This window comes from Geobacillus sp. DSP4a, from assembly GCF_013096875.1.
Lineage (GTDB): Bacteria > Bacillota > Bacilli > Bacillales > Anoxybacillaceae > Geobacillus > Geobacillus thermophilus.
The window spans coordinates 1-25,111 of the sequence record NZ_SDLD01000015.1; the positions used below are offsets into that span (position 1 = coordinate 1).

Consider the following 25,111-nt stretch of genomic DNA (forward strand, 5'->3'; position numbering starts at 1 on the left):
CGTTGTACATGTTCTTGGCAATATGGCACAGTTCTCGAAGAGTCAAGTATTCTTCTTTGGTCAAACCATTTAGCTGTTGTTTGATACAAAAATACATTTTTTCACCTCCCATCTAACTATATTATACCATATTTTACTGAATCTATCCTATTTTCAGCAAAATATAGTTAAGGCGATTCATCTCCCACTTACTCCGCTTCGCTTCGTTGAAGTGGGAGTCTTCTCGCCTAATTAAGATAAAACGGGCCATTCAGCTAACAAAAAAATAAACAGTGGACGGGCCGTTCGGGCCAATGTTTCCTTGCCGTTTCGGCAAGGCTTTCTTTTTGCCCTTTGCCCGTTATGATATACTAGAAAATACGTACAGAGAAACGGAGGAGAACGAAGTGGCGAAAGGCATCATCCATTATGAGGTTGGGGAACAAGTTGATCTCTTTTTGCTCATCAAATCCGCAACGAAAGGCATCGCCAGCAATGGCAAGCCGTTCTTAACGTTGATTTTGCAAGATAAAAGCGGCGACATTGAAGCGAAACTGTGGGATGTCTCGCCAGATGATGAAGAGCGGTATGTGCCGGAGTGCATCGTCAAAGTGGCGGGAGACATCCATAACTACCGCGGCAAATTGCAGTTGCGCATCCGTTCGATCCGTCCTGCTCATCCGGGCGATGCGGTGCGCATCGATGACTTTTTGGAGACGGCTCCGCTCGGGCGCGAGGAAATGAAGGCGAAAGTCATGGAATACATATTTGCGATGGAAAATCCAAACATCCAGCGCATTACCCGCTATTTGTTGAAAAAATACGAAAAGGCGTTTTTTGAGTACCCAGCGGCGACGAAAAACCATCATGAATTCATCTCCGGACTGGCGTACCACGTCGTGTCGATGCTCGAGCTCGCCAAGGCGCTCGTCCATCTCTATCCGTCGCTCAATAAAGATTTGCTTTATGCCGGCGTCATTTTGCATGACCTTGGCAAAGTGATGGAATTATCTGGTCCGGTATCGACGGTGTATACGCTGGAAGGAAATTTGCTCGGACACATTTCGATCATGGTGAGCGAGATCAGCAAGGCGGCGGAACAGCTCGGCATTCAAGGTGAGGAAGTCGTCATTTTGCAGCATCTTGTGCTCGCGCATCATGGCAAGGCGGAATGGGGCAGCCCGAAGCCGCCGCTTGTCAAAGAAGCCGAGGTGCTTCATTACATTGACAATTTGGATGCGAAAATTACGATGATCGACCGTGCGCTTGAGAAAGTAAAACCAGGTGAATTCACCGAACGCGTCTTTGCCCTTGACAATCGCTCGTTTTACAAGCCGGTGTTTTTATCTGTTTCAAAGCCAAAAAACGCGGGTAGTAAAGAGTAGGGGGCGGATCAAGGGAGGGATGGATCATGATCGAACCGATCATTGAAATCGTCCCGACATCCCAGCACGAACAGGCGAAAGAAACGTTGAGCGAACTGCGCCGACAGTGGAAGAAAACGAAGAAGAAAACAAAGAAGAAGCGAAACGAAGCATAAGCGTTGTCCCGAGGAAAGAGGCGGTGTCCCCGCCTCTTTCTTCATGCATACAGCTGGCCGTTCACGCGTATAGTGTAGTAAGACAAGCGTACAAGGAGGGGATGGCGATGTTCAGTTTGCCATGGTGGATTTATTTGGTCGTGGCCGGCATTATTTTCAGCGGCTACATGACTGTAAAAACAGCGGCGCGCGAGCGGGAAATCGACGAGGCGTTTATAGAAAAAGAAGGCGAAATTTATATGGAGCGCATCCGTCAAGAACGGGAGCGGCGGAAGCAAGCGAAGTCCTTGCAATAGCCAAGGGCTTTCTTTTTTTGATTTTTGAAAACGCTTTTTTCAAAAAATTCTCTTTCTTTTTTTTTGAATCGTGTTAGGATAGTAATATCAACGGACTACCAGGAGGCAAAGTGAGGGATGACGATGAAACGAGCATACAACTTCAACGCCGGCCCGTCCGCGCTTCCGCTTCCGGTGCTTGAGCGGGCGCAAAAAGAGCTGCTTAATTTTCAAAACACCGGCATGTCGGTGATGGAATTAAGCCACCGAAGCAAGGAATACGAGGCGGTGCACAATGCGGCGAAAGAGCGGCTCAAGCGACTTCTAAATGTGCCGGACGGGTATGACGTTTTATTTTTGCAAGGCGGGGCGAGCTTGCAGTTTTCGATGGTGCCGATGAACCTCCTCACGGAAGGGAAAATCGGCTGTTATGTGCTGACCGGGGCGTGGTCGGAGAAAGCGCTGAAAGAAGCGCAAAAAATCGGCTTGACAACGGTTGTCGCGTCGAGCAAAGAGGCGAACTACACGTATATTCCGCCGCTCGATGATGTGAAATGGCCGAAAAACGCCGCCTATGTCCATATTACGTCCAACAACACGATTTTCGGTACCCAATGGAAGGAATTTCCGGACACGCCGGTTGACCTGGTCGCGGATATGTCGAGCGACATTTTAAGCCGGCCGTTCGATGTCAGCAAGTTTGCCCTCATTTACGCCGGGGCGCAAAAAAATCTCGGGCCGTCAGGAGTCACGGTTGTCATTCTCCGCAACGATTTGCTGGAGCGCATTCCGGACGGGCTGCCGACGATGCTTGATTACCGGACGCATCAGAAGAGCAATTCGCTGTACAACACGCCGCCGACGTTTGCGATTTACATGCTGTCGCTCGTGCTCGAATGGGTCGAAGAGCAAGGCGGTGTGGCGGCGATGGAAGAGCGCAACCGGCAAAAGGCGGCCGTGCTGTATGAGGCGATTGATGAAAGCGGCGGCTTTTACAAACCGCACGCCGAAAAGGGGAGCCGTTCGCTCATGAACGTCACCTTTACGCTTCCAAATGAGGAGCTGACGAAAACGTTCCTCGCCGAGGCGAAAGAACGCGGGTTTGTCGGGCTCGGCGGGCACCGATCGGTCGGCGGCTGCCGGGCGTCGATTTACAATGCGGTGCCGCTTGAGGCGTGCGAAGCGCTCGCATCGTTTATGAACGATTTTCGCCGCCGCTTTGCCTGAAACTTTCTTCTTCACTTTTGTACTGCAAAGTGATATAATAATAGAAAATTCTCGAGCATGAGAATAGATGAGGAGAGATGAGGAGAGATGAGCATGAATGCCAGAACATTAGTATCGATGGCGCTGTTAGTCGGAATCGGAGCCGTGTTGCACGCCGCCATTCCGGGGTTGTTTTTCGGAATGAAGCCGGATATGATGCTGGCGATGATGGTGTTGGCGATTTTGCTGTTTCCAAACGTCAAGACGGCCGGTCTTGTCGGCGTCGCCACCGGGTTGATTTCCGCCATGACGACGACATTTCCGGGCGGGCAGCTGCCGAATATGATCGACAAAATCATCACGGCCTTCGTCGTCTTTGCCCTGATCTTTGCGGTGAAAAAGTACAGCCAGACCGTGGCCGGGGCGGCGGTGCTGGCGGCTGTCGGCACCGTCATTTCCGGGTCGGTGTTTTTAACCGCGGCGCTCCTTATTGTTGGGTTGCCGGGTGGAACGACCTTTTCTGCGCTGTTTGTCACGATTGTGCTGCCAACCGCGGCGTTAAATGCGGTGGCCATGGCCATTATCTATCCGATTGCGGCGTCCATTTTCCGGCGGATGAACGTCACAGCACACGTGTAAACGGCAAAAAACCCGATCATGGCTGGTCGGGTTTTTTGCTATCAAACAGGCGGAACGATGCTGGTTTGCAGCTCCTTCCCTGCCTTTATTTATTTGAAAATTCAAACAAACGCTAAGCGTAGCTGAGAAGCCAGGCGGCAAACAGACAAAGCGATGCTATTCCAATATAGCGCAAAGCTTGCTCTTTGAGCAGCGCCTTTGGCGGGTACGCCCGCGCTTTCCATAAAGAAAAGAAAGTGTTTATAAAAAGACAGAAAAATACGAATCCGATTGCGGCAAGCATCCATTGTATATACATCATTGCGTTTTCCTCCTGTATGCGGCAGTCTCCTTAGGCTTATTACTATGAATATGCAAAAAAATCATAAAAATAAATATTTTTGTCTTTATTCTTTTTTGTTTTATTGATATAATAGGAAATAAAAAATACGGTGAGGGAAAGAGTGGGTGGAACGATGAAGGGGACAGAACAGCATTATTCCGTTAAAGAGGCAATGCTATTTAGCCAACGGATCGCCCAGCTGAGCAAGGCGCTATGGAAATCGATTGAAAAAGACTGGCAGCAATGGATCAAGCCATTCGATTTGAACATTAATGAGCATCATATTTTATGGATTGCTTACCATTTTAAAGGAGCATCGATCTCAGAAATTGCCAAATTTGGTGTGATGCACGTTTCGACAGCTTTTAACTTTTCGAAAAAGCTGGAAGAAAAAGGGTTGCTTTCATTTTCCAAAAGGCAAGACGACAAGCGCAATACGTACATTGAGTTGACCGAAAAAGGCGAAGAAGTGTTGATGAAGCTGATGGAGACGTATGACCCGACGCAAAATGCCGTTTTTAATGGGGCGTTGCCGTTGCGCGAGTTGTACGGAAAGTTTCCGGAAATTTTAGAAATGATGTGCATCGTCCGCAATATTTATGGCGATGATTTTATGGAAATTTTTGAGCGGGCGTTTGAGAACATTAAGGAAGACTTTGTCGAGCAAGACGGCAAGCTCGTCAGGCGGACGGCGAAAGCGACAGAGCAGGAGAAAGAGCTGGCCAGCCAGGCTAATTGACGGTTTGAATGAGCATTTTCAGCTCGGTCATCAGCGGCACAAACAGTTGTTGGGCCAACATGGCGTCAACCGTTTGTTCGAGCGGAAGGTTCGGATGGAGCATCCCGGCAAACTGCACGAGCAGAGGGGTGAAAATCGTCAACCCTTCCGCTTTTTGCCGCTCATATTGCTCGGCGAGCTCTTGGCAAAACGATAGGAATGCGTCGACTTCTTCTTTGGTCAAATCAGCGCGGATCACAAGGGAGTAAAACGGTTTTTTCGTTTCATCGACCATTTCCAGCAACAATGACTGGTGAAATTCGAGCTTGGCCACTCGCTTTTCCAACGACTCCATACACCGTGCTCCTTTGGCTGGCATAAAGTGCAACCGTGTTTACGTATATTTTACCGGATTTGTGCGCATTCACCAATAGGGAAAATCGCTTCACCGTATTTTTCGAGAGAAAAAAGATTGATTTCCGGCGGCGGACGAGGTAAAGTTAAAGCCATGGACGGTGTTTGGTGAAGATGAGAAGGAGGGGAAGAGTTTTGGCGCTTTACTTTATCCCTCTGGCAGTGGCGGTTTTATTTTTTGTGAATCAGCTCACCCACTCGCTTTGTGCGCAGCGAGACATCCCGGAGGAGCAGCAGCCGGCGGTTTTCCGGACGATCAACGTACTGATTACGATTTTATTGATTTCTTCTTATTTTGAAGTGTTGTTTACATAACGAGGAGCCGGTGCGGCCGATCAGGAAAGAGGAAGCAAGAGGGTGCTCCCGGTTTCGGGGGACACCCTCTTTTGTTTAGTAGATGACGCAGGCGCAGCCGACAATGATTAGCAAAATAAACAGCACAACAATCAACGCAAAGCCTCCGGAATAAGGTGTGCTCATCGTAACACCCCCTTTCGTAAGAAGAAGCCTGTCGAGCGCTTCATCCTCATCATATGTATGACAAGCGTGCATGTTATGGGCGGATGACTAAAGCGGAAAGAGGTTTTTTTTTCATTGAAAATATGGTATAGTTATTGTCGTGGCTGAAGAGGCGAGCATGTTGTTTCTTGGGCGAGCTTGGGCGCCATTCGATCTGCGCCGCTTGAAAGCGTGGGAACATTCAATCGAAAAAAGATGTAGGAGTTGTGAAGCGAATGAAAAAATGGATGATGGCCGCTGCCGTCGTTTCGCTCATGGCTTTGTCGGCCTGCAGCAACGACGGTTCGGAAGCGATTGTGGAAACGAAAAACGGCAATATTACGAAAGATGAATTTTATAATGAGATGAAAGAGCGCGTCGGCAAATCCGTCCTTCGTGATTTGATTGACGAAAAAGTGTTGAGCAAAAAATACAAGGTAACCGATGAAGAGATCGACCGCGAAATCGAACGAATCAAGGAAGCGTATGGAACGCAATATGATTTGGCCGTGCAGCAGAACGGAGAAAAAGTGATCCGTGACATGGTCAAGCTTGATTTGCTGCGGACGAAAGCGGCCGTTGAAGACATAAAAGTGACGGAGAAAGAGCTGAAGGAGTATTATGACAACTACAAGCCGAAAATTCGTGCCAGCCATATTTTGGTCAAAGATGAAAAAACAGCAAAAGAAGTAAAGGCGAAGCTTGATAAAGGCGAGGATTTCGCCAAGTTGGCCAAAGAATACTCCCAAGATCCAGGCTCGGCGTCCAACGGCGGCGATTTAGGCTGGTTTGGCCCAGGGAAAATGGTCAAGGAGTTTGAAGAAGCCGCCTATAAGCTGAAAGTCGGCGAAGTGAGCGATCCGGTGAAAACGGATTACGGCTACCATATCATTAAAGTGACGGACAAAGAAAAGAAAAAGTCGTTCAACGAAATGAAAGACGAAATTGCGTTTGAAGTCAAACGGAACAAGCTTGATCCTGCGACGATGCAGTCAAAAGTGGACAAATTGGTGAAAGATGCCGGTGTTGAGATCAAAGACAAAGATTTGCAAGATGTGATCGAGCAGCAAGGAAAACAGTAAAAAAACGGAAGCAGAACATCCCTGCTTCCGTTTTTTTATTTGTGGGCTTGACCTTTCTGCTGTTCAACAACGGGAGATCAGCCGAGCTGCTCGCGAATGGCGGCCGCGATCGCCTGCAGGTCAGCGGGCGTATAGTCGCTTGCATGCGACTTCCAGACCGCGCCAAACCCATCCCCTTTGCCGTAGCGTGGAATGAGGTGAAGATGGTAATGGAACACCGTCTGCCCCGCTTGCTCGCCATTGTTGTTCAATAAGTTGAGCCCGACGGGGGAAAACGCTTTATTCAGCGCGTTGGCGATTACCGGCACGGCGCGAAACAGACGGCCGGCTGCCTCCGGCGTAAGCGTAAAAACGTTTTCTGTATGTACTTTTGGGATGACAAGCGTATGCCCTTTCGTTACTTGGCTGATGTCCAAAAAGGCAAGCACATGCTCGTCTTCGTACACTTTCGCCGCCGGCAACTCACCGTTGACGATTTTGCAAAAAATGCAATCACTCATAGGAACGGTCACCCTTTCCTTTCGTTTTCTTCATTTTACCATAAAAAAACCGGGATGTAATCCCGCATGCGGTTACATCCCGGCTGGTGAAAAGGGGAGAGGATGATTCAATCAAATGTGCGTTTGATGAACACCCCATTTGCGACAAAGTCGTTTAGGCGTGAGCGCTTCCTTTGTTCAACGCGACCATCCCCTTTGGACAGGTTCGTTGCTTCTCAGCAACAGACAGATGGCCCTTGTTCATGAACGGTTTACAACGTCTTGCGGCTCACAACGGTGTCTTTGACGAACACCCCATTTCAGATGGATCGTTCATCAGCCTTTGCTTGGTGAATCCCCATCCCCTCTTCGCTATTTATCATGCCCGCAGAGGCAGTGTTTATGCAGGGAGGGGCAACAAACTTTTTTGGTAAAAACCGCTTCTCTTTGGTACAATGGGGGCAAAAGCCATTTCGCGGTGGAAGGGGTTAGCGGACGATGGCGCTTTTGCAAGTGGATCATATATCCGGAGGGTATACAGCGCAAAACGTGCTTGAGGATGTGACATTTTCGGTTGAGCGCGGCGAAATAGTGGCCTTGATTGGCTTGAACGGGGCCGGGAAAAGCACGACAATCAAACATATTATCGGTTTGATGGAGCCGCGCCGCGGGACGGTTTCGATCAACGGCTATACGCTCGCGGCCGAGCCGGAGGCGTACCGGAAGCAGTTTGCCTTTATTCCGGAAACGCCGGTGTTGTATGAAGAACTGACATTGGAAGAACACTTGCGTCTAGCGGCGATGGCGTACGGGTTGAGCGAGGCGGAATACGAACGCCGCCTTCCTCCCTTGCTTCGCGAGTTCCGCCTCGAGCGGCGTCTTTCTTCGTTTCCGGCCCATTTTTCCAAAGGGATGAAACAAAAAGTGATGATCGTTTGCGCCTTTTTGCTTGAACCGCCTCTTTATATGATCGACGAGCCGTTTCTTGGCCTTGATCCGCTTGCGATTCATGCGCTGCTCGAGCGGATGAATGAACAAAAGGCGAAGGGAGCCGGCATTTTGTTATCAACCCATATTTTAGCAACGGCCGAGCGGTATTGCGACTCGTTTGTCATTTTGCACCAAGGGCGCGTGAAAGCGAAAGGAACGCTTGATGACATCCGCCGCCAGTCCGGGTTGAAACATGCGACGCTTGATGAGGTGTACATTGAATTAACAAAGGATGATGCGCCATGATGGACGCCGGCAAGCTTTGGCAGGAGCGCTTTCGAGCGGAGGGGAGGCGAAGGCTCCGGTACTTGCGTTACATGTTCAATGACCATTTGCTTGTCGGCCTGTTCATCGTGTTGGGTTGGGCGGCGGTCGTGTATAAACGCTCGATCGAACAGCTCCCCCCCTCATTTCCGTACCCAGCCATCGCTGCGGCGGTGTTTGGTTGGGCGGCGGCGTCAGGCTCGGTGCGCACCTTGTTTCGTGAAGCGGATATGGTGTTTTTGCTGCCGGCCGAGCGCCGGCTGCGTCCATATATTCGCCGGGCGTTTGTTTTCTCTGCAGTGTGGCACTCCTACGGCCTATGTTTGCTTCTTTTGGCGGCCGGACCGCTCCATGTCCGGTTTTCGCCGGTGCCGTGGCCGCTCTTTTTGCTCGGCATCGTCTGTTTAAAACTATGGAATTTATGGGCGAGTTGGAAGGGGAATTACATCGCTGAACCGTCGTTTCATCGTTGGAGCGCGCTTGTCCGCTTGGGCGCATCGGCGCTTGTCGTGTACTTTTGGCTGGCGGCGGCGCCGTGGCCGTTTTTCGGAACGGTCGCCGCGTTGATGGCCGCTCTTTCCGTCTGCTTATGGCGGTGGACAGAAGGGAAAACATGGAAGTGGGAGCGGCTCATCGCCGAAGAGCAGCGCGCAGCCCGATTGTTTTACCGGGTGGCCAACTTGTTCACGGACGTTCCGGAATGGCGGGAGACGGCGAAGCGGCGGCGTTGGCTCGACCCGTTGCTGGCCTTTATTCCGTACGGGCCGCGGCACGTCTTTTTCCATTTGTATGCACGCACGTTTTTGCGCGCCGGCGGGTACGCAGGGCTGTATGTGCGGCTAACCGCCATCGGATGCGTCGTGCTCGCGGCGGCCGACCATGAATATATGCGGGCGGCCACGGTGCTTTTGGTGTTGTATGCGACCGCTGTTCAATTGGCGGCGCTTCCTCATCGCCACCGTTATTCGCTATGGACGCGGCTGTACCCGCTGCCGCGGACGGAATCGCCCGCCGCTGCCATGCGGCTGTTCGCCATCTTGCTCATCGCGCAAAATACGTTGTTTCACCTTGTATTGGCTGCTGTCTCCCCCCGTTTTCTTTGGCTTGCCACTTGGGTGGGCGGAAACGCGTGGGGGATCTGGGCGGCCGGGCGCTATGGACGCCCGCGCCGGAGGGCCAACGCCGGCTATTAGCGCTTTTCGAGCCAAGGCCGGCGTCTTTCTTTTTTGAAAGGGGCGACGGAAAGCCCTTAACGTGCTGTTTCTGCTTGATGCTCTCCCAGCGCAGCGCTTCTTTTTTGTTTCACACCTTCTTTCCCGCTTCATATGCTGTAGTACACCAGCCCAGGCGCATGTCCGGCGGGCTGGGCTGGAAGTTGGGGGAAAGGGGATTGTGTATGGGTGTAGAGCTTGTGGCGCTGCACTGGATTTACTTGCTGTTTATCATGCTCATCATTGGGTTTATGGTTGCCCGCAAAGATACATCGCTCGTTTGCATTGCTGGGATCTTTTTGTTGGCGGCGGTCGCTACCCATTCACTGAGCGCGGCAGTCAGCGGGGTGTTTAACAGTTTTATTTACGCCATTACCGAATTGCTGCCGCCGATTTTGATCATCTCAATCATTGTGTCGATGAGCAAAGTGTTGTCGGCGACCGGCATCAATGATGTCATGGTATCGCCGTTTGTCCGCTTGATCCGCACGCCGGCTTGGGCGTATTGGACGATCGGGATTTTGATGATGGTCATCTCCTGGTTTTTCTGGCCGTCTCCAGCCGTTGCCTTAATGGGGGCGGTGCTGTTGCCGGCAGCGGTCCGGGTGGGCTTGCCGGCGTTAGGAGCGGCGATGGCGATGAACTTGTTTGGGCATGGCATCGCGCTTTCCGGCGATTTCATCATTCAAGGGGCGCCGAAACTGACCGCCGATGCAGCCGGCCTGCCGGTTGGCGACGTCATCGCCGCTAGTGTGCCGCTCGTGTTTGTCATGGGGGCGGTCACGACCGTCACCGCGTTTTATTTGCTGCGCCGCGACATGGAGCAAGGACGTTTGGCGGTCGGCGATGCAGAAATCGCTGCTGCCACGGATTCGGCGCTCGAAAAAACGGAAGGACTGCTCGCCGAGACGGCGAAAAAATGGCTGGCGCTGTTGATTCCGGTGTTGTTTGCCCTTGACGTCATCGCGATGTTTTATTTGCGCTTGCAAGGCGGCGAGGCGACAGCCTTAGTCGGCGGAACCGCGATTTTTATTTTGATCCTCATTTCCGTTTTAGCCCACCGGCAAGAGAGCTTTGCTGAAGTGACCAATTACTTTATTGAAGGATTTCAGTTCGGATTTAAAGTGTTCGGTCCTGTCATTCCGATTGCCGCCTTTTTCTATCTTGGCGATGCCGGATTTGTAAAAATTATCGGCGACTACTTGCCGCAGGCGTCACAGGGCATTGTCAACGATTTAGGGGTCGCCTTGGCTCATGCAGTGCCGCTGAACAACGAAATCGGGGCAGTGACGCTCACGATTGTCGGGGCGATTACCGGTCTTGACGGCTCCGGGTTTTCCGGCATCTCGCTCGCTGGTTCGGTCGCCCATTTGTTTGCGGTCTCCATTGGCGGCGGGGCGGCCACGTTAACGGCGCTCGGCCAGATCGCTGCCATTTGGGTCGGCGGCGGCACGCTTGTTCCGTGGGCGCTCATCCCGGCCGCGGCCATTTGCGGCGTCGATCCGTTTGAGTTGGCGCGGCGCAACTTGATTCCGGTAGCGGTCGGTCTGGCGGTCACAACCGTTGTCGCCATGTTTCTGATCTGACGAAAAAAGCTGTCCTGTGCGGCCAGGGCAGCTTTTTTGGTATAATGGTCATAGGCTGAAAATCGGTCGATTTTTTGACAGTTTGTTTCCTTCTCTATACATAGAGCGGGGAAACCTGTATAGTGAAAAATAGATAAGCAAAAAATCGGAAACGGACAGCTCGATTGGGGAAAAGAAAGGCGGATGGAGATGACAAGACGGATCAACGATACATTTTTGCGCGCCTGCCGCGGCGAGAAAACGGATTATGTGCCGGTCTGGTACATGCGGCAAGCCGGCCGGTCGCAGCCGGAGTACCGGGCGCTGAAAGAAAAATACTCGCTGTTTGAGATTACGCATGAACCGGAGCTGTGCGCCTATGTCACGAGGCTTCCGGTCGAACAATACGGCGTTGATGCCGCGATTTTATATAAAGACATTATGACGCCGCTGCCGGCGATTGGCGTTGATGTTGAGATTCAGGGCGGCATCGGGCCGGTGATCGCCAATCCGATTCGCTCGCTTCAAGACGTCGAACGGCTCGGGGAGATCGATCCGGAACATGATGTGCCATACGTGCTGGAGACGATCCGGTTGCTTGTCAACGAGCAGCTTGACGTGCCGCTCATCGGGTTTGCTGGTGCGCCGTTTACGTTGGCGAGCTACATGATTGAAGGCGGACCATCAAAAAATTACCATAAAACAAAAGCGTTTATGTATACGGAACCGAAGGCATGGTTTGCCTTAATGGACAAGCTCGCCGAGATGACGATCCGCTACGTGCGGTCGCAAATTCAGGCCGGGGCGAGCGCGGTGCAGATTTTTGACTCTTGGGTCGGGGCGGTGAATGCGGACGATTACCGGGCGTTTATTAAGCCGGCGATGGCGCGCATTTTTGCCGCTTTGCGCGAGGAAGGCGTGCCGCTCATTATGTTTGGCGTCGGGGCGGGCCATTTGGCGCGCGAGTGGAACGATTTGCCGCTTGACGTCATCGGCCTTGATTGGCGGCTGTCAATTCGGGAGGCGCGCCGTCAAGGCATTGTGAAAGCCATCCAAGGCAACTTGGATCCGGCGGTGTTGCTCGCTCCATGGAATGTGATCGAAGAGCGGGTGAAACGCATTTTGGACGAGGGGATGGAGCAGCCGGGCTATATTTTTAACCTGGGACATGGCATTTTCCCTGATGTGCAGCCGGCGACTTTGAAGCGGCTGACGGCTTTTATCCATGAGTATACTTCAGCAAAGTAAACGAGGTGCAACACAATGAAGAACATTGTCGGACTGCTTGTGATGGCGTACGGCACGCCGTACAAGGAAGACGATATTGAACGGTATTATACGCATATCCGCCACGGGAGGAAGCCGCCGCAAGAACAAATCGAGGATTTAAAAGCGCGCTACCGGGCGATCGGCGGCCTGTCGCCGCTGGCGAACATTACAAAAGCGCAGGCAAAGCAGCTTGAAAAACGGCTGAATGCTGTGCAAGAGGACGTGGAGTTTCGCGCGTATTTGGGATTGAAACATATCGAGCCGTTCATTGAGGACGCGGTTGAACGCATGCACGCCGACGGCATAAAAGAGGCGGTTGGCATTGTGCTGGCGCCGCATTATTCCACATTCAGCATCCGCTCGTACAACGAGCGGGCCAAAGCGGCGGCGGAAAAGCTTGGCGGCCCGGTTATTTATACGATTGACCAGTGGTATGACGAGCCGAAGTTTTTGCAATATTGGTCCGAACGAGTGAGAGCCATTTTTGATGCCATGCCGGAACAAGAGCGGGAACGGGCGGTGTTGATCGTCTCGGCCCATAGTTTGCCGGAAAAAATCATTCAAGCGGGCGACCCGTATCCAGAACAGCTCCAAGACACAGCCGAACGTATTGCCAAACAAGCCGGCGTCTCGCATTACGCCGTCGGCTGGCAAAGCGCCGGCAGCACGCCGGAGCCATGGCTTGGCCCGGATGTGCAAGATTTGACGCGCCAGCTCCATGAAGAGCACGGCTATACGTCGTTCGTTTATGCGCCGGTCGGTTTTGTTGCCGACCATTTGGAAGTGTTGTATGACAACGATATTGAATGCAAGCAAGTAACCGAAGAAATTGGCGCCCGCTATTACCGGCCGGAGATGCCGAATACCGATCCGCTGTTTATTGATGCATTGGCGACGGTCGTGTTAAAGCGGCTCGCAAAAGAAGGCGGTAAGCATGAGTGAAGGAAAACGGACGGTTGTGATTATCGGCGGCGGCATTACGGGTCTCGCGGCCGCCTACTACTTGCAAAAAGCGGCTAAAGAACAGCATCTGCCAGTGACGTGTAAACTTGTCGAGGCGACGCACCGGCTCGGCGGAAAAGTGCAGACGGTCGTTCGTGACGGTTTTGTCATTGAACGGGGGCCGGACTCGTTTTTGGCGCGGAAAACGAGCGCATTCCGCCTTGTGAAAGAAGTCGGGCTCGAACGGGAAATCGTTCATAATGCGACCGGAAAGTCGTACATTTTGGTCAATGGCAAGCTGCACCCGATTCCAGGCGGAGCGGTGATGGGCATCCCGACGCGCATCGCCCCGTTTGTGGCGACCGGGTTGTTTTCGCCGGCCGGCAAGCTGCGGGCGGCGCTCGACTTCGTGCTGCCGCCGGTGAAAACAGCCGGTGATATGCCGCTTGGCCGCTTTTTTCGCCGCCGTTTAGGCGATGAAGTGGTGGACAATTTGATCGAACCGCTGCTGTCTGGCATTTACGCCGGCGACATCGACGAAATGAGCTTAATGGCAACGTTCCCGCAGTTTTTTCAGCTGGAACAAAAATACGGCAGCCTCGTTCGCGGTGCGAAACGGACGACGCCAAAGGAACAGAAGGAGCGAAAAGGGGCATTTCAGACGTTAAAAACCGGCTTGCAGTCGCTCGTCGAAGAGGTGGAAAAGCGGCTTGAGCCAGGCAGCGTCGTCAAAGGGGCGCGCGTCGAGCGGATCGTCCGCGTCGGTTCAGCGTATCAGCTGCGGCTCAGCAATGGTGAAACGTGGGAGGCGGACAGCGTCATTGTTGCGGTGCCGCACCATGTCGTGCCGGATATGTTCGCTGATTATCCGTTTTTCGCCCCGTTTCGGTCCGTGCCGCTGACGTCGGTGGCAACGGTCGCGCTTGCTTTTCCAGAGGAAGCGATCCGTCAAGATATTGACGGAACTGGGTTTGTTGTCTCGCGCCGCAGTGATTACACGCTGACGGCGTGCACGTGGACGCACAAAAAATGGCCGCACACGGCTCCGCCCGGCAAAGCGCTGCTGCGCGGCTATGTCGGACGCCCGGGCGATGAGGAGATCGTCGATCAACCGGATGACGAGATTGTCCGCGTTGTGTTGGATGATTTAAGTAAAGTGATGAAAATTGACGGCCGGCCGGAGTTTGCCGTCATCTCCCGGTGGAAGCGGGCGATGCCGCAATATACAGTCGGGCATCGCGAGCGGCTGGCGAAAATTAAGCAACAGATGGCGGCTGAGTTGCCGGGAGTGTTTTTGGCCGGTAGCTCGTATGAAGGGCTCGGGCTGCCGGATTGCATCGACCAAGGAGAGAAGGCGGTCGGTGATGTGCTTGACTACTTGCGCCAAACAGCCGCTGACGAAAGAACAGATTGCTGAGCTGTTTGCGCTTTACTTTTTGCAAGGATTATCGCAGTAGATGATCCTCTCTTTTTTTGTGTAAAAAAAACGCCCCGCACACGGGGGCATTAAAGCAAAAAAGGCAGGCTGCATCGGGGAACAGCCTATTGCCGGCGGGGCAGCCGGCATCGTGACGCAAGGGCAGCGTCCGCTCACCTAGTGGCGGTAAGCGGCGCCAAGGCAGTCAGAGCATGTGTTGCCGTAGCACTCGTGCTGCTCGTCGATCGTTTTGCCGCATTGCGAGCACTTTTTCGGTGGCAGGTTTTTGAAAAATTCTAACACTTTCATCAACATTGTGATCCCCTCCGTTGTCTTGGTGATTTTATTGTATTATAACACAGATAAAAATGTCAATAGGTGTTTTAAAACAAAATCAACAAAGATGAAAAAAAGGCAGCCGTCGTGTATGATGAAGACAAAATGGGTGGAAGGAGAGGAAAGGAAATGAAAGTGACAGTCATCGGCTATTGGGGAGGGTTTCCCGCCGCCAATGAAGCGACATCCGCTTATTTGTTTGAGCATGACGGGTTTCGCATGCTTGTCGACTGCGGAAGCGGGGCGCTCGCCAAGCTGCAAAACTACACGGCTGTAGAAAACTTGGATGCGGTTGTCGTCTCCCACTATCACTATGATCATATCGCCGATATCGGCCCGCTCCAATATGCGCGCCTCATTCATAAAAATGTAGGGGCGGATTTGCCGGTGCTGCCGATTTACGGCCACCAAGAAGATGAGGCGGCCTTCGCCCGCCTGACGCATAGCGGCATTACGGAAGGGATTCCTTATGACCCGGCCAAGGTGCTTGCGGTCGGTCCGTTTTCGCTTTCATTTTTGAAAACAGTCCATCCGGTTCCGTGTTATGCGATGCGCATCACTGCCGGCGGCAACACGGTCGTGTACACGGCTGATTCGAGCTACATGCCGGAATTTATACCGTTTGCCAAAGGAGCTGACTTGCTCATTTGCGAGTGCAATTTTTACGCCGGACAAAACGCGGCGCCGGCCGGCCATATGACGAGCGAGGAAGCGGCGGCCATCGCCGAGGGGGCGGGCGTTGGTGAACTATGGTTGACGCACTTGCCGCACATTGGCAGGCACGAGCAGCTGGTTGAGGAGGCTGGCCGGACGTTCCGCGGTGTCATCCGCCTCGCCCACACCGGCTTAGTGTGGGCGCAGTAGCGAAAAGCAGCGAAAAAAAAACGGCGAGGGAAGCGCTTTCGCTTGTCCTTCGCCGTTCTTTTTTTTATAATAAATTATAGTTCGAATTTTTTTACTTGAAAAATGAATGGTCATTCATTCATTTTTAAGGGGGAGATTGGATGAACTTAACGACGCGGTTGGCGCAAATCGCCAAACAACTACCGGACAAAGAAGCGTACGTGTTTATGGGGGAACGATGCACGTATCAACAATTGGACGCCGCGGTGTCGCGGTTTGCCGACGGATTGGCGCAGCTTGGCATTCGCCGGGGGGATCACATCGCCTTATTGCTTGGCAATTCGCCGCAATTTGTCATCGGCCTGTACGGGGCGCTGCGGCTCGGAGCGACCGTCATCCCGATCAATCCGATTTATACGCCGGAAGAAATTGGGTATATTTTGCTTAATGGCGACGTCAAAGCGGTAATCGGGCTCGATTTGCTCGCTCCGCTCTTTGCCGGGGCGAAGCAGCGCCTGCCTTTGCTGAAGCAGGCCATCGTTTGTGAAACGCCGCAAGGAAAGGAAAAAGGGATTTCGCTGTCCGATGAAATGAAATCGTTTGCAGAAGTGTTGGCTGCCGGCGATTCGTCGTTTGCAGGACCGGAGCTTGATGACGATGATGTCGCCGTCATTTTGTATACATCCGGAACAACCGGCAAGCCGAAAGGGGCGATGCTCACGCATAAAAACTTGTACAGCAACGCCCAAGATACGGCTGACTATTTAGGAATCGATGAACATGACCGCGTGATTGCCGCGCTGCCGATGTTCCATGTCTTTTGTCTGACCGTGGCGCTCAATGCTCCGCTTATGAACGGGGGAACGGTGCTCATTATGCCGAAATTCAGCCCGGCCGCCATGTTTGCCCTGGCCCGAGAGGAAAAGGCGACGATTTTTGCCGGTGTGCCGACGATGTACAACTTCCTTTATCAATATGAAGGAGGAACGGTCGCTGATTTGCAGACGCTTCGCCTCTGCATCTCGGGAGGAGCGTCGATGCCGGTCGCCTTGCTTGAAAATTTTGAGAAAAAGTTCAACGTCATCATTTCAGAAGGATATGGGCTTTCGGAAGCGTCTCCTGTCACTTGCTTTAATCCTCTCGATCGGCCGCGCAAGCCCGGTTCGATCGGGACAAGCATTAAAAATGTTGAGAACAAGGTCGTCAATGAATACGGTGAAGAAGTGCCTGTCGGCGAAGTCGGTGAACTTGTTGTGCGCGGCCCGAACGTCATGAAAGGGTACTACAAAATGCCGGAAGAAACGGCGGCTGCCTTGCGCGATGGCTGGCTGCACACCGGCGATTTGGCGCGTATGGATGAGGAGGGCTATTTCTACATCGTCGACCGGAAAAAAGAGATGATCATCGTCGGCGGCTACAATGTATATCCGCGTGAGGTCGAGGAAGTGCTGTACAGTCATCCGGGCGTCGTCGAAGCCGCTGTGATCGGCGTGCCGGATCCGGATTACGGCGAGGCGGTGCTGGCGTTTGTGGTGAAGAAACAACCGGAGCTGGCCGAAGAGCAGCTGCTCGCCTACTGCCGTGAACGACTGGCGAAATATAAAGTGCCGAGTGAAATCCGCTTCCTCGATGAGTTGCCGAAAAATGCAACAGGAAAAATCTTGCGGCGGGCGTTAAAAGAGCAGCTTGCTGCTTCCCGTGTTTGATAGTGCTGAATATTCAGCGCTTTTTCTTTTTTTTGAATACTATATTGAAAATAGCGTGATAAACTTATATAATTTGACACATAAAAGCATAAAAGTTCAAAGAGATTATATGTTCAGCAAGGGGGAGCGGAGGATGGGCAAAACGATTCACCGTTTCGCCATGTTATGGGCGGCAGGCGTTTTATTGCTTGGCGGCTGCGGCGGAGCGAAAGAAACGGCAACAAACAGCGAGGGAAGCGGCGGACAAGGCGGGAAGGAAAAAACATACCATATCGGTGTGACGCAAATTGTCGAGCATCCGTCGCTCGATGCGGCACGCAAGGGATTCCAGCAGGCGTTAAAAGACAAAGGGCTGTCCGTTGAGTATGACGTGCAAATCGCTCAAGGCGACCAAAGCAACAACCAAACGATCGCCAATAACTTTGTTTCGGACGGCGTCGACTTGATTTTCGCCAACTCAACGCCAAGCGTGCAGGCGGCGCTCAATGCGACAAAAGACATTCCGATCGTGTTCACCTCGGTGACCGACCCGGTCGGCGCCCAGATCGTCCAATCGATGGAAAAGCCGGGCGGCAATGTGACGGGCACGACCGATACGCACCCGGAGGCGATTCCGAAAACGGTACAATTTATTGACAAATATATCAAGGGCAATCGTGTCGGCATGGTCTACAACGCCGGTGAACAAAACTCCGTCGCTCAAATCGAGCAGGTGAAAAAGGCGATGCAAGGAACCGATTTGCAAGTCGTTTCGGCGTCGGTATCGACCTCGGCTGAAGTGAAGCAGGCAACGGAATCGCTTGTCGGCAAAGTGGACTGCCTGTATATCATCACTGACAACACGGTGGTGTCCGCGTTGGAATCGGTCATTCAAGTGGCGAACGAGCATGACATTCCGCTGTTTGTCGGCGAGCTTGATTCTGTGAAGCGCGGCGGGTTTGCGGCGTATGGGTTCGACTATTATGACATCGGTTATGAAGCCGGGGAAATGGCGGCGCAAATTTTGCAGGACGGCAAAAAGCCGGCCGATCTGCCGGTTCAGTATCCGCAAAAATTGAAGCTTGTCATCAACAAAAAAGCCGCGCAAGAAATGGGGATTGAGCTCAATCCGGAATGGGATTCGATCGCTGAGTATATTGAATAAACGGCCGTCCCTCCTTCATTGAAGGAGGGATTTGTTGCCAACAGGGGGGGTAGGCATGTCGGCAGCGATGTTTGGTTCGGTGGAAGCGGGGTTGATTTATGCGGTGATGGCGCTTGGCGTCTATTTGTCATTCCGCGTGCTGGATTTTCCGGATTTAACGGTTGACGGCAGCTTTGTCACCGGCGCTTCGGTCGCCGCGGTGCTCATCACAGGCGGAGCGGATCCGTTTGCTGCGTCGGCTGCAGCGCTTGCGGCCGGCTTTGCCGCCGGGGCGCTGACCGGGCTTTTGCATACGAAAGGGAAAATCAATCCGCTTTTATCCGGCATTTTAATGATGATTGCTTTATATTCCATCAATTTGCGCATCATGGGAAAGTCGAATGTACCGCTGTTGCAGCAAGAAACGGTCATCACGAAAATCACTGCCGCCTGGCGGCAATCCGGATTGGATGAGACGCTCAACAAGCTGTTTTCTTTCACCGGGTTTGCGCCGCGGACGTGGGCGGTGCTCGTTTCGATGGCCGTCGTCGCGCTCGTGGTGAAATGGCTGCTCGATTGGCTGTTGAAAACGGAAGTCGGAATCGCGCTGCGGGCGACCGGGGACAACAAACCGATGGTGGCCAGTTTTTCCGCCAACACCGACTGGTTGATCGTCTTCGGACTCGGGCTGTCGAATGCGTTGGTCGCCTTGTCTGGGGCGCTTGTTGCCCAGTATGGCGGATTCAGCGACGTCGGCATGGGAATCGGGATGATCGTCATCGGACTTGCGTCTGTCATCATCGGAGAGGCGCTGTTTGGCGCCCGTTCGGTTGCGCGAGCGACATGGGCGGTGATTGGCGGCGCCATTGTGTATCGGCTCATTTTGGCGCTTGCGCTGCGGGTTGAGTTTTTGGAGACGGGCGATGTAAAGTTGATCACGGCGGCGATTGTGATACTGGCGCTGATCGTCCCGAACGTGGCGGCGGCGCAAAAAGAAAAACAGAGGAAAAAACGGAAAGCAGCACAGCTTGAGAGGGGAGAGACGGTTGCTGGAGCTAAAACGAATTACAAAAGTATTTAACGAAGGAACTGCTGATGAAAAAGTCGCCTTGCGGGGGATTGATTTAACGCTGGCCCCCGGCGATTTTGTCACGGTCATCGGCAGCAACGGCGCCGGAAAGTCGACGTTGATGAATATCATTTCCGGCCGGCTGTCCCCTGATACGGGTGAAGTGTGGATCAACGGCCGCAACGTCACGGCGCTCAAAGAACATGCCCGCGCCCGCTACATCGGCCGCGTGTTTCAAGATCCGATGGCCGGCACCGCCCCCCATATGACGATCGAGGAAAATTTGGCGCTCGCTTACAACCGAACAAGACGGCGCACGCTGCGTCTTGGTGTAACAAGAGAAAAGCGAAAGTGGTTTCGGGAAACGCTGCAAACGCTCCATTTAGGGCTCGAAGACCGGCTCGCCGCTAAAGTCGGCCTTCTCTCCGGCGGGGAGCGGCAGGCGCTTTCACTGTTGATGGCCACATTCACAAAGCCGGATGTGCTTTTGCTTGATGAACATACCGCCGCCCTCGACCCGGCGCGGGCCGAGCTTGTCACCGAATTGACGAAGGAAATTGTCAGACAGCATCAGTTGACGACGCTGATGGTCACGCACAATATGGAGCAGGCGATTCGCCTTGGCAACCGGCTCATCATGATGGATGGCGGGCAAATTATTTTCACGGCCGAGGGAGAGGAAAAAGAAAAATTGACAGTCGAGCGGCTGTTGGAAGAGTTTCAGCGCATCCGCGGCAGCCGGTTTGCGAGCGACCGCGCTGTGCTCGGTTCATAAAACGAAACGAGGTGCCCCAACGTTGCGGGCGCCTCGTTTTCGGTGCAACGGAACGGGTCAAGCGGTTGGAAGCGGCTTGGTCGCCTTTTGATAGGCGGCTTGCAGCGCTTTCGTCACGTCCCCCGGTTCGCCGTTTCCGATCAATGTTTCTTCTACTTGGACGATCGGAGTGATCGCCGAGGTGGTGCTCGTCAAAAACAGTTCATCGGCTTCGGCGAGACTGCTGACGGAAAACGCCTTTTCGATGAACGGAATGCCAAGTTCAGCGCAAAATTCCTTCACTTTGGTGCGGACGATGCCGTTTAAAATCCGCTCCGTCGCTGGGTGAGTATAGACGGTTTTGTGTTTGACAAGGAAAATGTTCGATGAACTTCCCTCGGTCACGACGCCGTCGCGGTGGAGAATCGCTTCAAACGCTCCGCGCTCGACGGCTTCTTGTTTTGCAAGTACGTTCGGCAGCAAGTTCAAGCTTTTAATGCAGCAGTACTCCCAGCGGACGTCTTTGGTCAAAATCGCGCGCACGCCGCGCGCCATTTCCTCTGTTTTTCGCGCCATCGGCTGAATGTAGGCGTACAAGTTCGGCCGGTTTTCGGCCGGAAATGCATGGCTGCGCGGGAAGCTCCCCCGCGTCACTTGCAAATACAAAATGGCATCTTCGCGCACATCGTTCATGCGGCGCAGCTGCTCGAGCCGCTCAGCCAACTCTTCATGGCTGAACGGAACGGCGAGGCGAATGGCCGCCGCCGAGCGGTATAGGCGGTCGAGATGTTCATGGAGCCAGATGTACGTGCCGCTGTATAGACGAACGACTTCGTAGACGCCGTCGCCAAATTGCAAGCCGCGTTCTTCCATCGGATAGACGACTTGTTCGGAACGAAGGAAGCCGCGTTCGGTCAAAACATATGGTTTTACGGTCATGGACGTGCACTCCTTTTCTTGTGACAAATCGATCGTCAATCAATTTGATTATATCATAGAGGAAAAATTGTGATGGATGTTCGGGTTGCGAAACATCGTTCTTTTTTGCATAATGGAGCTATTAATCTAGCAAGACGGGGGGATGATCAGTGGAAACGACATGGGAAGCTGGCAAGATGGCGCCGTTTCGCCAAGGAGTGCAAGCGGGGGTGGCGATCGCCATTGGCTATACGCCGATTGCGCTCGCTTTTGGACTACTCGCCAAGACGACTGGGCTGACGCTTGGCGAAACGGTGCTGATGAGCCTTGTTGTCTTTGCCGGCGCTTCGCAATATATTGCCCTCAGTTTGATTGCCGCCGGCACCGGGGCGTTGGAAATCGTGTTGACGACGTTTATTTTAAATATTCGCCATTTTTTAATGTCCGCTTCTCTGAGCGAAAAAGCCGAGCCGGATGCATTTTGGAAAAAAGCGTTGTACGCCTTTGGCATCACCGATGAAACGTTTTCAGTGGCCGCGATGAAAAAGGGGACGGTCAACGCTTCGTATATGTTTGGATTGATTGCCATGGCGTACGGCAGCTGGGTGGTCAATTCCGGCATTGGGCATGCCGTAGGGGCGAGCCTGCCGGAAAGCCTGCAGGAAAGCATGTCGATCGCCTTGTACGCCATGTTTATCGGGCTGCTTGTGCCGGCGTTGAAAAAGCAACGGAAAATCGTATGGCTGGCGGGGCTGTCCGCTTTGTTTAATTCCATCGGCACGTTTGTTCTTCACTTGTCGAAAGGATGGTCGATCGTGTTGGCTACGTTGCTGTCGGCTGTCATCGTTCAATGGCTGGCGAAAGAAGGAGGAAACGGCGATGAATAGCACGATCGTCTGGATGATCATCGGCATGGGAGTCGTGACGTACTTGCCCCGCCTGCTGCCGTTTGTGCTGCTCGGCCGCATCCAGCTGCCGCCGTTTTGGCAAGGGGTGCTGAAAAACGTGCCGTATGCAGTGCTTGGGGCGCTCATTATTCCTGACGTTTTTTTCATCCAAGATGATGTTGTGTTCGGAGCCATTGGTTTTGCGGCGGCTGTCATTGCGGCTTGGTTCGGGGCCAATGTCATGGTCGTCGTTCTTGCCGCGGTTGCGGTCCTCAGTCTGTATTCGCTCGTCGTTTGAACGATGCTGTCTTTGGCAAGGGGGCAAAAGGCGCCGGATTTCCCTGGAACACACATCATCCAGAACAAACGGGGTTGATCCAAAAGGCTGTCTGTCTTCAGGATAGACACAAAATATAGTGCGGAAGAAGCGGTCGGTGTATATAACGAAAGGGGGTGTCCAGATCCTTTTGGGCCCCCCCTTTTTGTTGCGGCGATATTACGGCAACTCATTCATAATGGTTTCGTATACGTCATCGACGTGAAACCGCGAAGTCCCCATCCCGACCTGCTCAATGACGCGGCCATCGCGGTCAAGCAAGTACGCGAGCGCTGTATGCACAATCATCCCGTTGCCTGGGTCTCGGTATTGAAAATCGAAGGCGTCGGCTGTTTTTTTTGTTTCGTCCTCGCTGCCGCGCAAAAATACCCAGCCTTGCCCGTCGCCGGTTACGCCAAACGTGCGGGCATATGTTTGCAGCTTTTCTTTCGTGTCGCGGGCCGGGTCAATCGTGATGGTGATAAATTCGACATCCCGCCCAAATACACCGGCGCTCTCCAGCCGGTCGCGCAGTTTCGCCATTTGCATTGTCGTATTCGGACAAATATCCGGACAGTTTGTATAAATAAACTCAACGAGCCGCACTTTCGGCGGCAAGTCGCCGAACGCATACGGACGCCCCCAGGCAGTTTCCATTGTGACATCGTGGGGAAGACGAGCGGCAGATGGCTTATAAACGGTAAAGTAAAAGATGCCGGCGCCGATTCCAAACAGTACGAGGCACGCTGCTATCGTATACCACTTTCTCATTCCCATCACTCCTCTATTTATGATCATACCAAAAGTACGGATAGGAAAACGGTGTTGTTTACGAACAGTTTGTGTCTATTTTCCTAATTCAAAAAAAGTTTCAAAAAAAGCTTGCATTTTTTTCTTTCTGTTATATAATAAAACCGTAAATAAAAATAATGTATTATAACAAAGAGATGGGGGAAGGAAAAATGGCGTCATTTGCTGAACGTGTCCGACAATTAGAGGAAAGCTGGAAAAATGAAGAGCGCTGGAAAGGGATCGTCCGCCCGTACAGCGCCGAAGATGTCATTAAACTGCGCGGCTCGATCGATATTGAACATACGCTCGCTCGGCGCGGCGCAGAAAAACTATGGAAACTGCTCCATACCGAAGACTATGTCCACGCGCTTGGTGCGTTGACGGGGAATCAGGCCGTGCAACAAGTGAAAGCCGGGTTGAAAGCCATTTATTTAAGCGGATGGCAGGTGGCAGCCGACGCCAACCTCGCCGGGCAAATGTATCCGGACCAAAGCTTGTATCCGTCCAACAGTGTTCCGCACGTCGTCAAACGCATTAATCAGGCGTTGCAGCGCGCTGATCAAATTCAATATTTGGAAGGTAGTGGAGACATCGACTACTTTGTTCCGATCGTGGCTGATGCCGAGGCGGGGTTCGGCGGCCAGCTGAACGTGTTTGAGCTCATGAAAGCGATGATCGAAGCGGGAGCGGCCGGTGTCCATTTTGAAGACCAGCTGTCATCGGAGAAAAAATGCGGACATTTGGGCGGCAAGGTGCTTTTGCCGACGCAAACGGCGGTGCGCAACTTGATCGCGGCGCGGCTTGCCGCCGATGTCATGGGCGTCCCGACCGTGCTCATCGCCCGCACGGACGCCAATGCGGCCGACTTGATTACGAGCGACATTGATCCACGCGATCAACAGTTTATTACCGGTGAACGGACGCCGGAAGGATTTTACCGCACGCGTGCAGGGCTCGATCAGGCGATCGCCCGTGGACTTGCCTATGCGCCGTACGCCGACCTTATTTGGTGCGAAACGAGCGAACCGAATTTGGAAGAAGCGCGCCGGTTTGCGGAAGCCATTCACGAAAAATTCCCTGGCAAGCTGCTCGCCTATAACTGCTCGCCATCGTTCAACTGGAAGAAAAAATTGGACGATGAAACGATCGCCAAATTCCAGCAAGAGCTCGGCAAAATGGGGTACAAGTTCCAGTTCGTTACTCTGGCTGGATTCCACGCGCTCAACTACAGCATGTTTGAACTGGCGCGCGGCTACAAAGAACGCGGCATGGCTGCATACGCCGAACTGCAGCAAGCAGAATTTGCCGCTGAAAAATATGGCTACACTGCAACGCGCCATCAACGCGAAGTCGGCACCGGCTATTTTGATGAAGTCGCCCAAGTCATCTCCGGCGGTCAAGCATCCACCGTCGCCTTGAAAGGATCGACGGAAGAGGAGCAGTTTACGACCGCTTGACGGACGCTATTGCCGTATATCGACGGAAGCCCGGTTTGACCGGGCTTTTTTTGTGTATAAAAGGAAAAAGCTGGCGCACTCTATAGACGGAGGGAGGCGA

General features: G+C 52.9%; 29 protein-coding genes. 22 read left to right on the top strand and 7 right to left on the bottom strand.

From position 1 onward, the window contains the following. Positions 1 to 386: 386 nt before the first annotated feature. The 5 genes from yhaM to ETC02_RS07040 all read left to right on the top strand — a co-directional run bounded on the left by yhaM (position 387) and on the right by ETC02_RS07040 (position 3,639). Positions 387 to 1,364 (top strand): 3'-5' exoribonuclease YhaM, encoded by a 978-nt coding sequence (yhaM, locus tag ETC02_RS07020; protein WP_033013845.1) that lies wholly within the window; start codon positions 387 to 389, stop codon positions 1,362 to 1,364. A gap of 26 nt (positions 1,365 to 1,390) precedes the next feature. Then, a complete protein-coding gene (locus ETC02_RS07025; protein WP_033013844.1) occupies positions 1,391 to 1,519 on the top strand; it encodes a hypothetical protein in 129 nt (42 codons plus the stop codon). Between the two features lie 107 nt (positions 1,520 to 1,626). Then, on the top strand, positions 1,627 to 1,815 hold the full coding sequence (locus ETC02_RS07030; protein ID WP_033011581.1) for a sporulation YhaL family protein: 189 nt from the start codon (positions 1,627 to 1,629) through the stop codon (positions 1,813 to 1,815). A gap of 123 nt (positions 1,816 to 1,938) precedes the next feature. Continuing rightward, positions 1,939 to 3,021: a 3-phosphoserine/phosphohydroxythreonine transaminase gene (gene serC / locus ETC02_RS07035; RefSeq protein ID WP_050368766.1), complete on the top strand. Its 1,083-nt coding sequence runs from the start codon at positions 1,939 to 1,941 to the stop codon at positions 3,019 to 3,021. Between the two features lie 93 nt (positions 3,022 to 3,114). Beyond that, positions 3,115 to 3,639, top strand: a complete 525-nt coding sequence (locus ETC02_RS07040) for a tryptophan transporter (protein ID WP_050368278.1) — start codon at positions 3,115 to 3,117, stop codon at positions 3,637 to 3,639. A 112-nt stretch (positions 3,640 to 3,751) separates the two neighbouring features. On the opposite strand, the gene yhzF is transcribed toward ETC02_RS07040, so the two are convergent. Then, positions 3,752 to 3,940: a membrane protein YhzF gene (gene yhzF, locus ETC02_RS07045; protein WP_044746248.1), complete on the bottom strand. Its 189-nt coding sequence runs from the start codon at positions 3,938 to 3,940 to the stop codon at positions 3,752 to 3,754. A 154-nt stretch (positions 3,941 to 4,094) separates the two neighbouring features. Between yhzF and ETC02_RS07050 the strand changes: the two genes are divergently transcribed. After that, positions 4,095 to 4,700, top strand: coding sequence for an HTH-type transcriptional regulator Hpr (locus ETC02_RS07050; protein WP_171698152.1), 606 nt, complete (start codon positions 4,095 to 4,097; stop codon positions 4,698 to 4,700). On the opposite strand, the gene ETC02_RS07055 is transcribed toward ETC02_RS07050, so the two are convergent. Continuing rightward, complete coding sequence (locus ETC02_RS07055) at positions 4,693 to 5,034, bottom strand: YhaI family protein (RefSeq protein ID WP_033013839.1); 342 nt, start codon at positions 5,032 to 5,034, stop codon at positions 4,693 to 4,695. The genes ETC02_RS07050 and ETC02_RS07055 overlap by 8 nt on opposite strands. A 194-nt stretch (positions 5,035 to 5,228) precedes the next feature. Here ETC02_RS07055 and ETC02_RS07060 point away from each other — a divergent pair, with 194 nt between their 5' ends. After that, positions 5,229 to 5,408: a hypothetical protein gene (locus ETC02_RS07060; RefSeq protein WP_033011590.1), complete on the top strand. Its 180-nt coding sequence runs from the start codon at positions 5,229 to 5,231 to the stop codon at positions 5,406 to 5,408. Between the two features lie 75 nt (positions 5,409 to 5,483). Here the strand turns inward: ETC02_RS07060 and ETC02_RS07065 are convergent, their stop codons facing one another. Continuing rightward, a complete protein-coding gene (locus tag ETC02_RS07065) occupies positions 5,484 to 5,573 on the bottom strand; it encodes a YjcZ family sporulation protein (protein ID WP_101878870.1) in 90 nt (29 codons plus the stop codon). A gap of 254 nt (positions 5,574 to 5,827) precedes the next feature. On the opposite strand from ETC02_RS07065, the gene ETC02_RS07070 reads away from it, so the two are divergent. Beyond that, positions 5,828 to 6,673 (top strand): peptidylprolyl isomerase, encoded by an 846-nt coding sequence (locus ETC02_RS07070; protein WP_050368280.1) that lies wholly within the window; start codon positions 5,828 to 5,830, stop codon positions 6,671 to 6,673. Positions 6,674 to 6,750: 77 nt separating this feature from the next. Here ETC02_RS07070 and ETC02_RS07075 read toward each other — a convergent pair whose 3' ends face one another. Further along, complete coding sequence (locus tag ETC02_RS07075) at positions 6,751 to 7,173, bottom strand: HIT family protein (RefSeq protein ID WP_033013836.1); 423 nt, start codon at positions 7,171 to 7,173, stop codon at positions 6,751 to 6,753. 477 nt (positions 7,174 to 7,650) lie between these two features. Here ETC02_RS07075 and ETC02_RS07080 point away from each other — a divergent pair, with 477 nt between their 5' ends. The 6 genes from ETC02_RS07080 (at position 7,651) to hemY (ending at position 14,810) form a co-directional block, all read left to right on the top strand. After that, a complete protein-coding gene (locus ETC02_RS07080; protein ID WP_033013835.1) occupies positions 7,651 to 8,388 on the top strand; it encodes an ABC transporter ATP-binding protein in 738 nt (245 codons plus the stop codon). Then, positions 8,385 to 9,599, top strand: a complete 1,215-nt coding sequence (locus tag ETC02_RS07085) for an ABC transporter permease (protein ID WP_063210515.1) — start codon at positions 8,385 to 8,387, stop codon at positions 9,597 to 9,599. The genes ETC02_RS07080 and ETC02_RS07085 overlap by 4 nt, the downstream gene beginning before the upstream one ends. A gap of 203 nt (positions 9,600 to 9,802) precedes the next feature. Next, entirely contained in the window at positions 9,803 to 11,203 is a 1,401-nt protein-coding gene (locus tag ETC02_RS07090) for a hypothetical protein (protein WP_050368281.1), read from the top strand. A 189-nt stretch (positions 11,204 to 11,392) separates the two neighbouring features. Then, the gene (gene hemE, locus ETC02_RS07095) at positions 11,393 to 12,430 is read left to right on the top strand and encodes a uroporphyrinogen decarboxylase (protein ID WP_050368282.1); all 1,038 of its coding nucleotides are present in this window, start codon (positions 11,393 to 11,395) and stop codon (positions 12,428 to 12,430) included. Between the two features lie 15 nt (positions 12,431 to 12,445). Further along, positions 12,446 to 13,393 carry a ferrochelatase gene (hemH, locus tag ETC02_RS07100; RefSeq protein ID WP_050368283.1) on the top strand — a complete coding sequence of 316 codons (948 nt, stop codon included), beginning with the start codon at positions 12,446 to 12,448 and terminating at the stop codon, positions 13,391 to 13,393. Continuing rightward, positions 13,386 to 14,810 (top strand): protoporphyrinogen oxidase, encoded by a 1,425-nt coding sequence (gene hemY / locus ETC02_RS07105; protein WP_050368284.1) that lies wholly within the window; start codon positions 13,386 to 13,388, stop codon positions 14,808 to 14,810. Before hemH ends, hemY begins: the two co-directional genes overlap by 8 nt. Before the next feature lie 177 nt (positions 14,811 to 14,987). On the opposite strand, the gene yhfH is transcribed toward hemY, so the two are convergent. Next, positions 14,988 to 15,125, bottom strand: coding sequence for a protein YhfH (yhfH, locus tag ETC02_RS07110; protein ID WP_020958812.1), 138 nt, complete (start codon positions 15,123 to 15,125; stop codon positions 14,988 to 14,990). 150 nt (positions 15,126 to 15,275) lie between these two features. Here yhfH and ETC02_RS07115 point away from each other — a divergent pair, with 150 nt between their 5' ends. The 5 genes from ETC02_RS07115 to ETC02_RS07135 all read left to right on the top strand — a co-directional run bounded on the left by ETC02_RS07115 (position 15,276) and on the right by ETC02_RS07135 (position 20,662). Further along, positions 15,276 to 16,010 (top strand): MBL fold metallo-hydrolase, encoded by a 735-nt coding sequence (locus tag ETC02_RS07115; protein WP_033011608.1) that lies wholly within the window; start codon positions 15,276 to 15,278, stop codon positions 16,008 to 16,010. A 140-nt stretch (positions 16,011 to 16,150) separates the two neighbouring features. Next, positions 16,151 to 17,695, top strand: a complete 1,545-nt coding sequence (locus ETC02_RS07120; RefSeq protein WP_094239643.1) for a fatty acid--CoA ligase family protein — start codon at positions 16,151 to 16,153, stop codon at positions 17,693 to 17,695. A 133-nt stretch (positions 17,696 to 17,828) separates the two neighbouring features. Then, a complete protein-coding gene (locus ETC02_RS07125) occupies positions 17,829 to 18,839 on the top strand; it encodes an ABC transporter substrate-binding protein (protein ID WP_171698153.1) in 1,011 nt (336 codons plus the stop codon). Between the two features lie 55 nt (positions 18,840 to 18,894). After that, a complete protein-coding gene (locus ETC02_RS07130) occupies positions 18,895 to 19,899 on the top strand; it encodes an ABC transporter permease (protein ID WP_033011615.1) in 1,005 nt (334 codons plus the stop codon). Next, positions 19,865 to 20,662 (top strand): ABC transporter ATP-binding protein, encoded by a 798-nt coding sequence (locus ETC02_RS07135; protein ID WP_033011617.1) that lies wholly within the window; start codon positions 19,865 to 19,867, stop codon positions 20,660 to 20,662. Before ETC02_RS07130 ends, ETC02_RS07135 begins: the two co-directional genes overlap by 35 nt. A gap of 57 nt (positions 20,663 to 20,719) precedes the next feature. Here the strand turns inward: ETC02_RS07135 and dat are convergent, their stop codons facing one another. Then, the gene (gene dat, locus ETC02_RS07140) at positions 20,720 to 21,580 is read right to left on the bottom strand and encodes a D-amino-acid transaminase (protein WP_063210519.1); all 861 of its coding nucleotides are present in this window, start codon (positions 21,578 to 21,580) and stop codon (positions 20,720 to 20,722) included. Between the two features lie 149 nt (positions 21,581 to 21,729). Between dat and ETC02_RS07145 the strand changes: the two genes are divergently transcribed. Continuing rightward, complete coding sequence (locus ETC02_RS07145; protein ID WP_050368286.1) at positions 21,730 to 22,446, top strand: AzlC family ABC transporter permease; 717 nt, start codon at positions 21,730 to 21,732, stop codon at positions 22,444 to 22,446. After that, positions 22,439 to 22,744, top strand: coding sequence for an AzlD domain-containing protein (locus ETC02_RS07150; RefSeq protein ID WP_033011622.1), 306 nt, complete (start codon positions 22,439 to 22,441; stop codon positions 22,742 to 22,744). Before ETC02_RS07145 ends, ETC02_RS07150 begins: the two co-directional genes overlap by 8 nt. Before the next feature lie 198 nt (positions 22,745 to 22,942). Here ETC02_RS07150 and ETC02_RS07155 read toward each other — a convergent pair whose 3' ends face one another. Continuing rightward, positions 22,943 to 23,533 (bottom strand): SCO family protein, encoded by a 591-nt coding sequence (locus tag ETC02_RS07155; RefSeq protein WP_033011623.1) that lies wholly within the window; start codon positions 23,531 to 23,533, stop codon positions 22,943 to 22,945. Between the two features lie 191 nt (positions 23,534 to 23,724). On the opposite strand from ETC02_RS07155, the gene aceA reads away from it, so the two are divergent. Further along, positions 23,725 to 25,011: an isocitrate lyase gene (aceA, locus tag ETC02_RS07160; RefSeq protein ID WP_047819222.1), complete on the top strand. Its 1,287-nt coding sequence runs from the start codon at positions 23,725 to 23,727 to the stop codon at positions 25,009 to 25,011. Positions 25,012 to 25,111 lie beyond the last annotated feature (100 nt).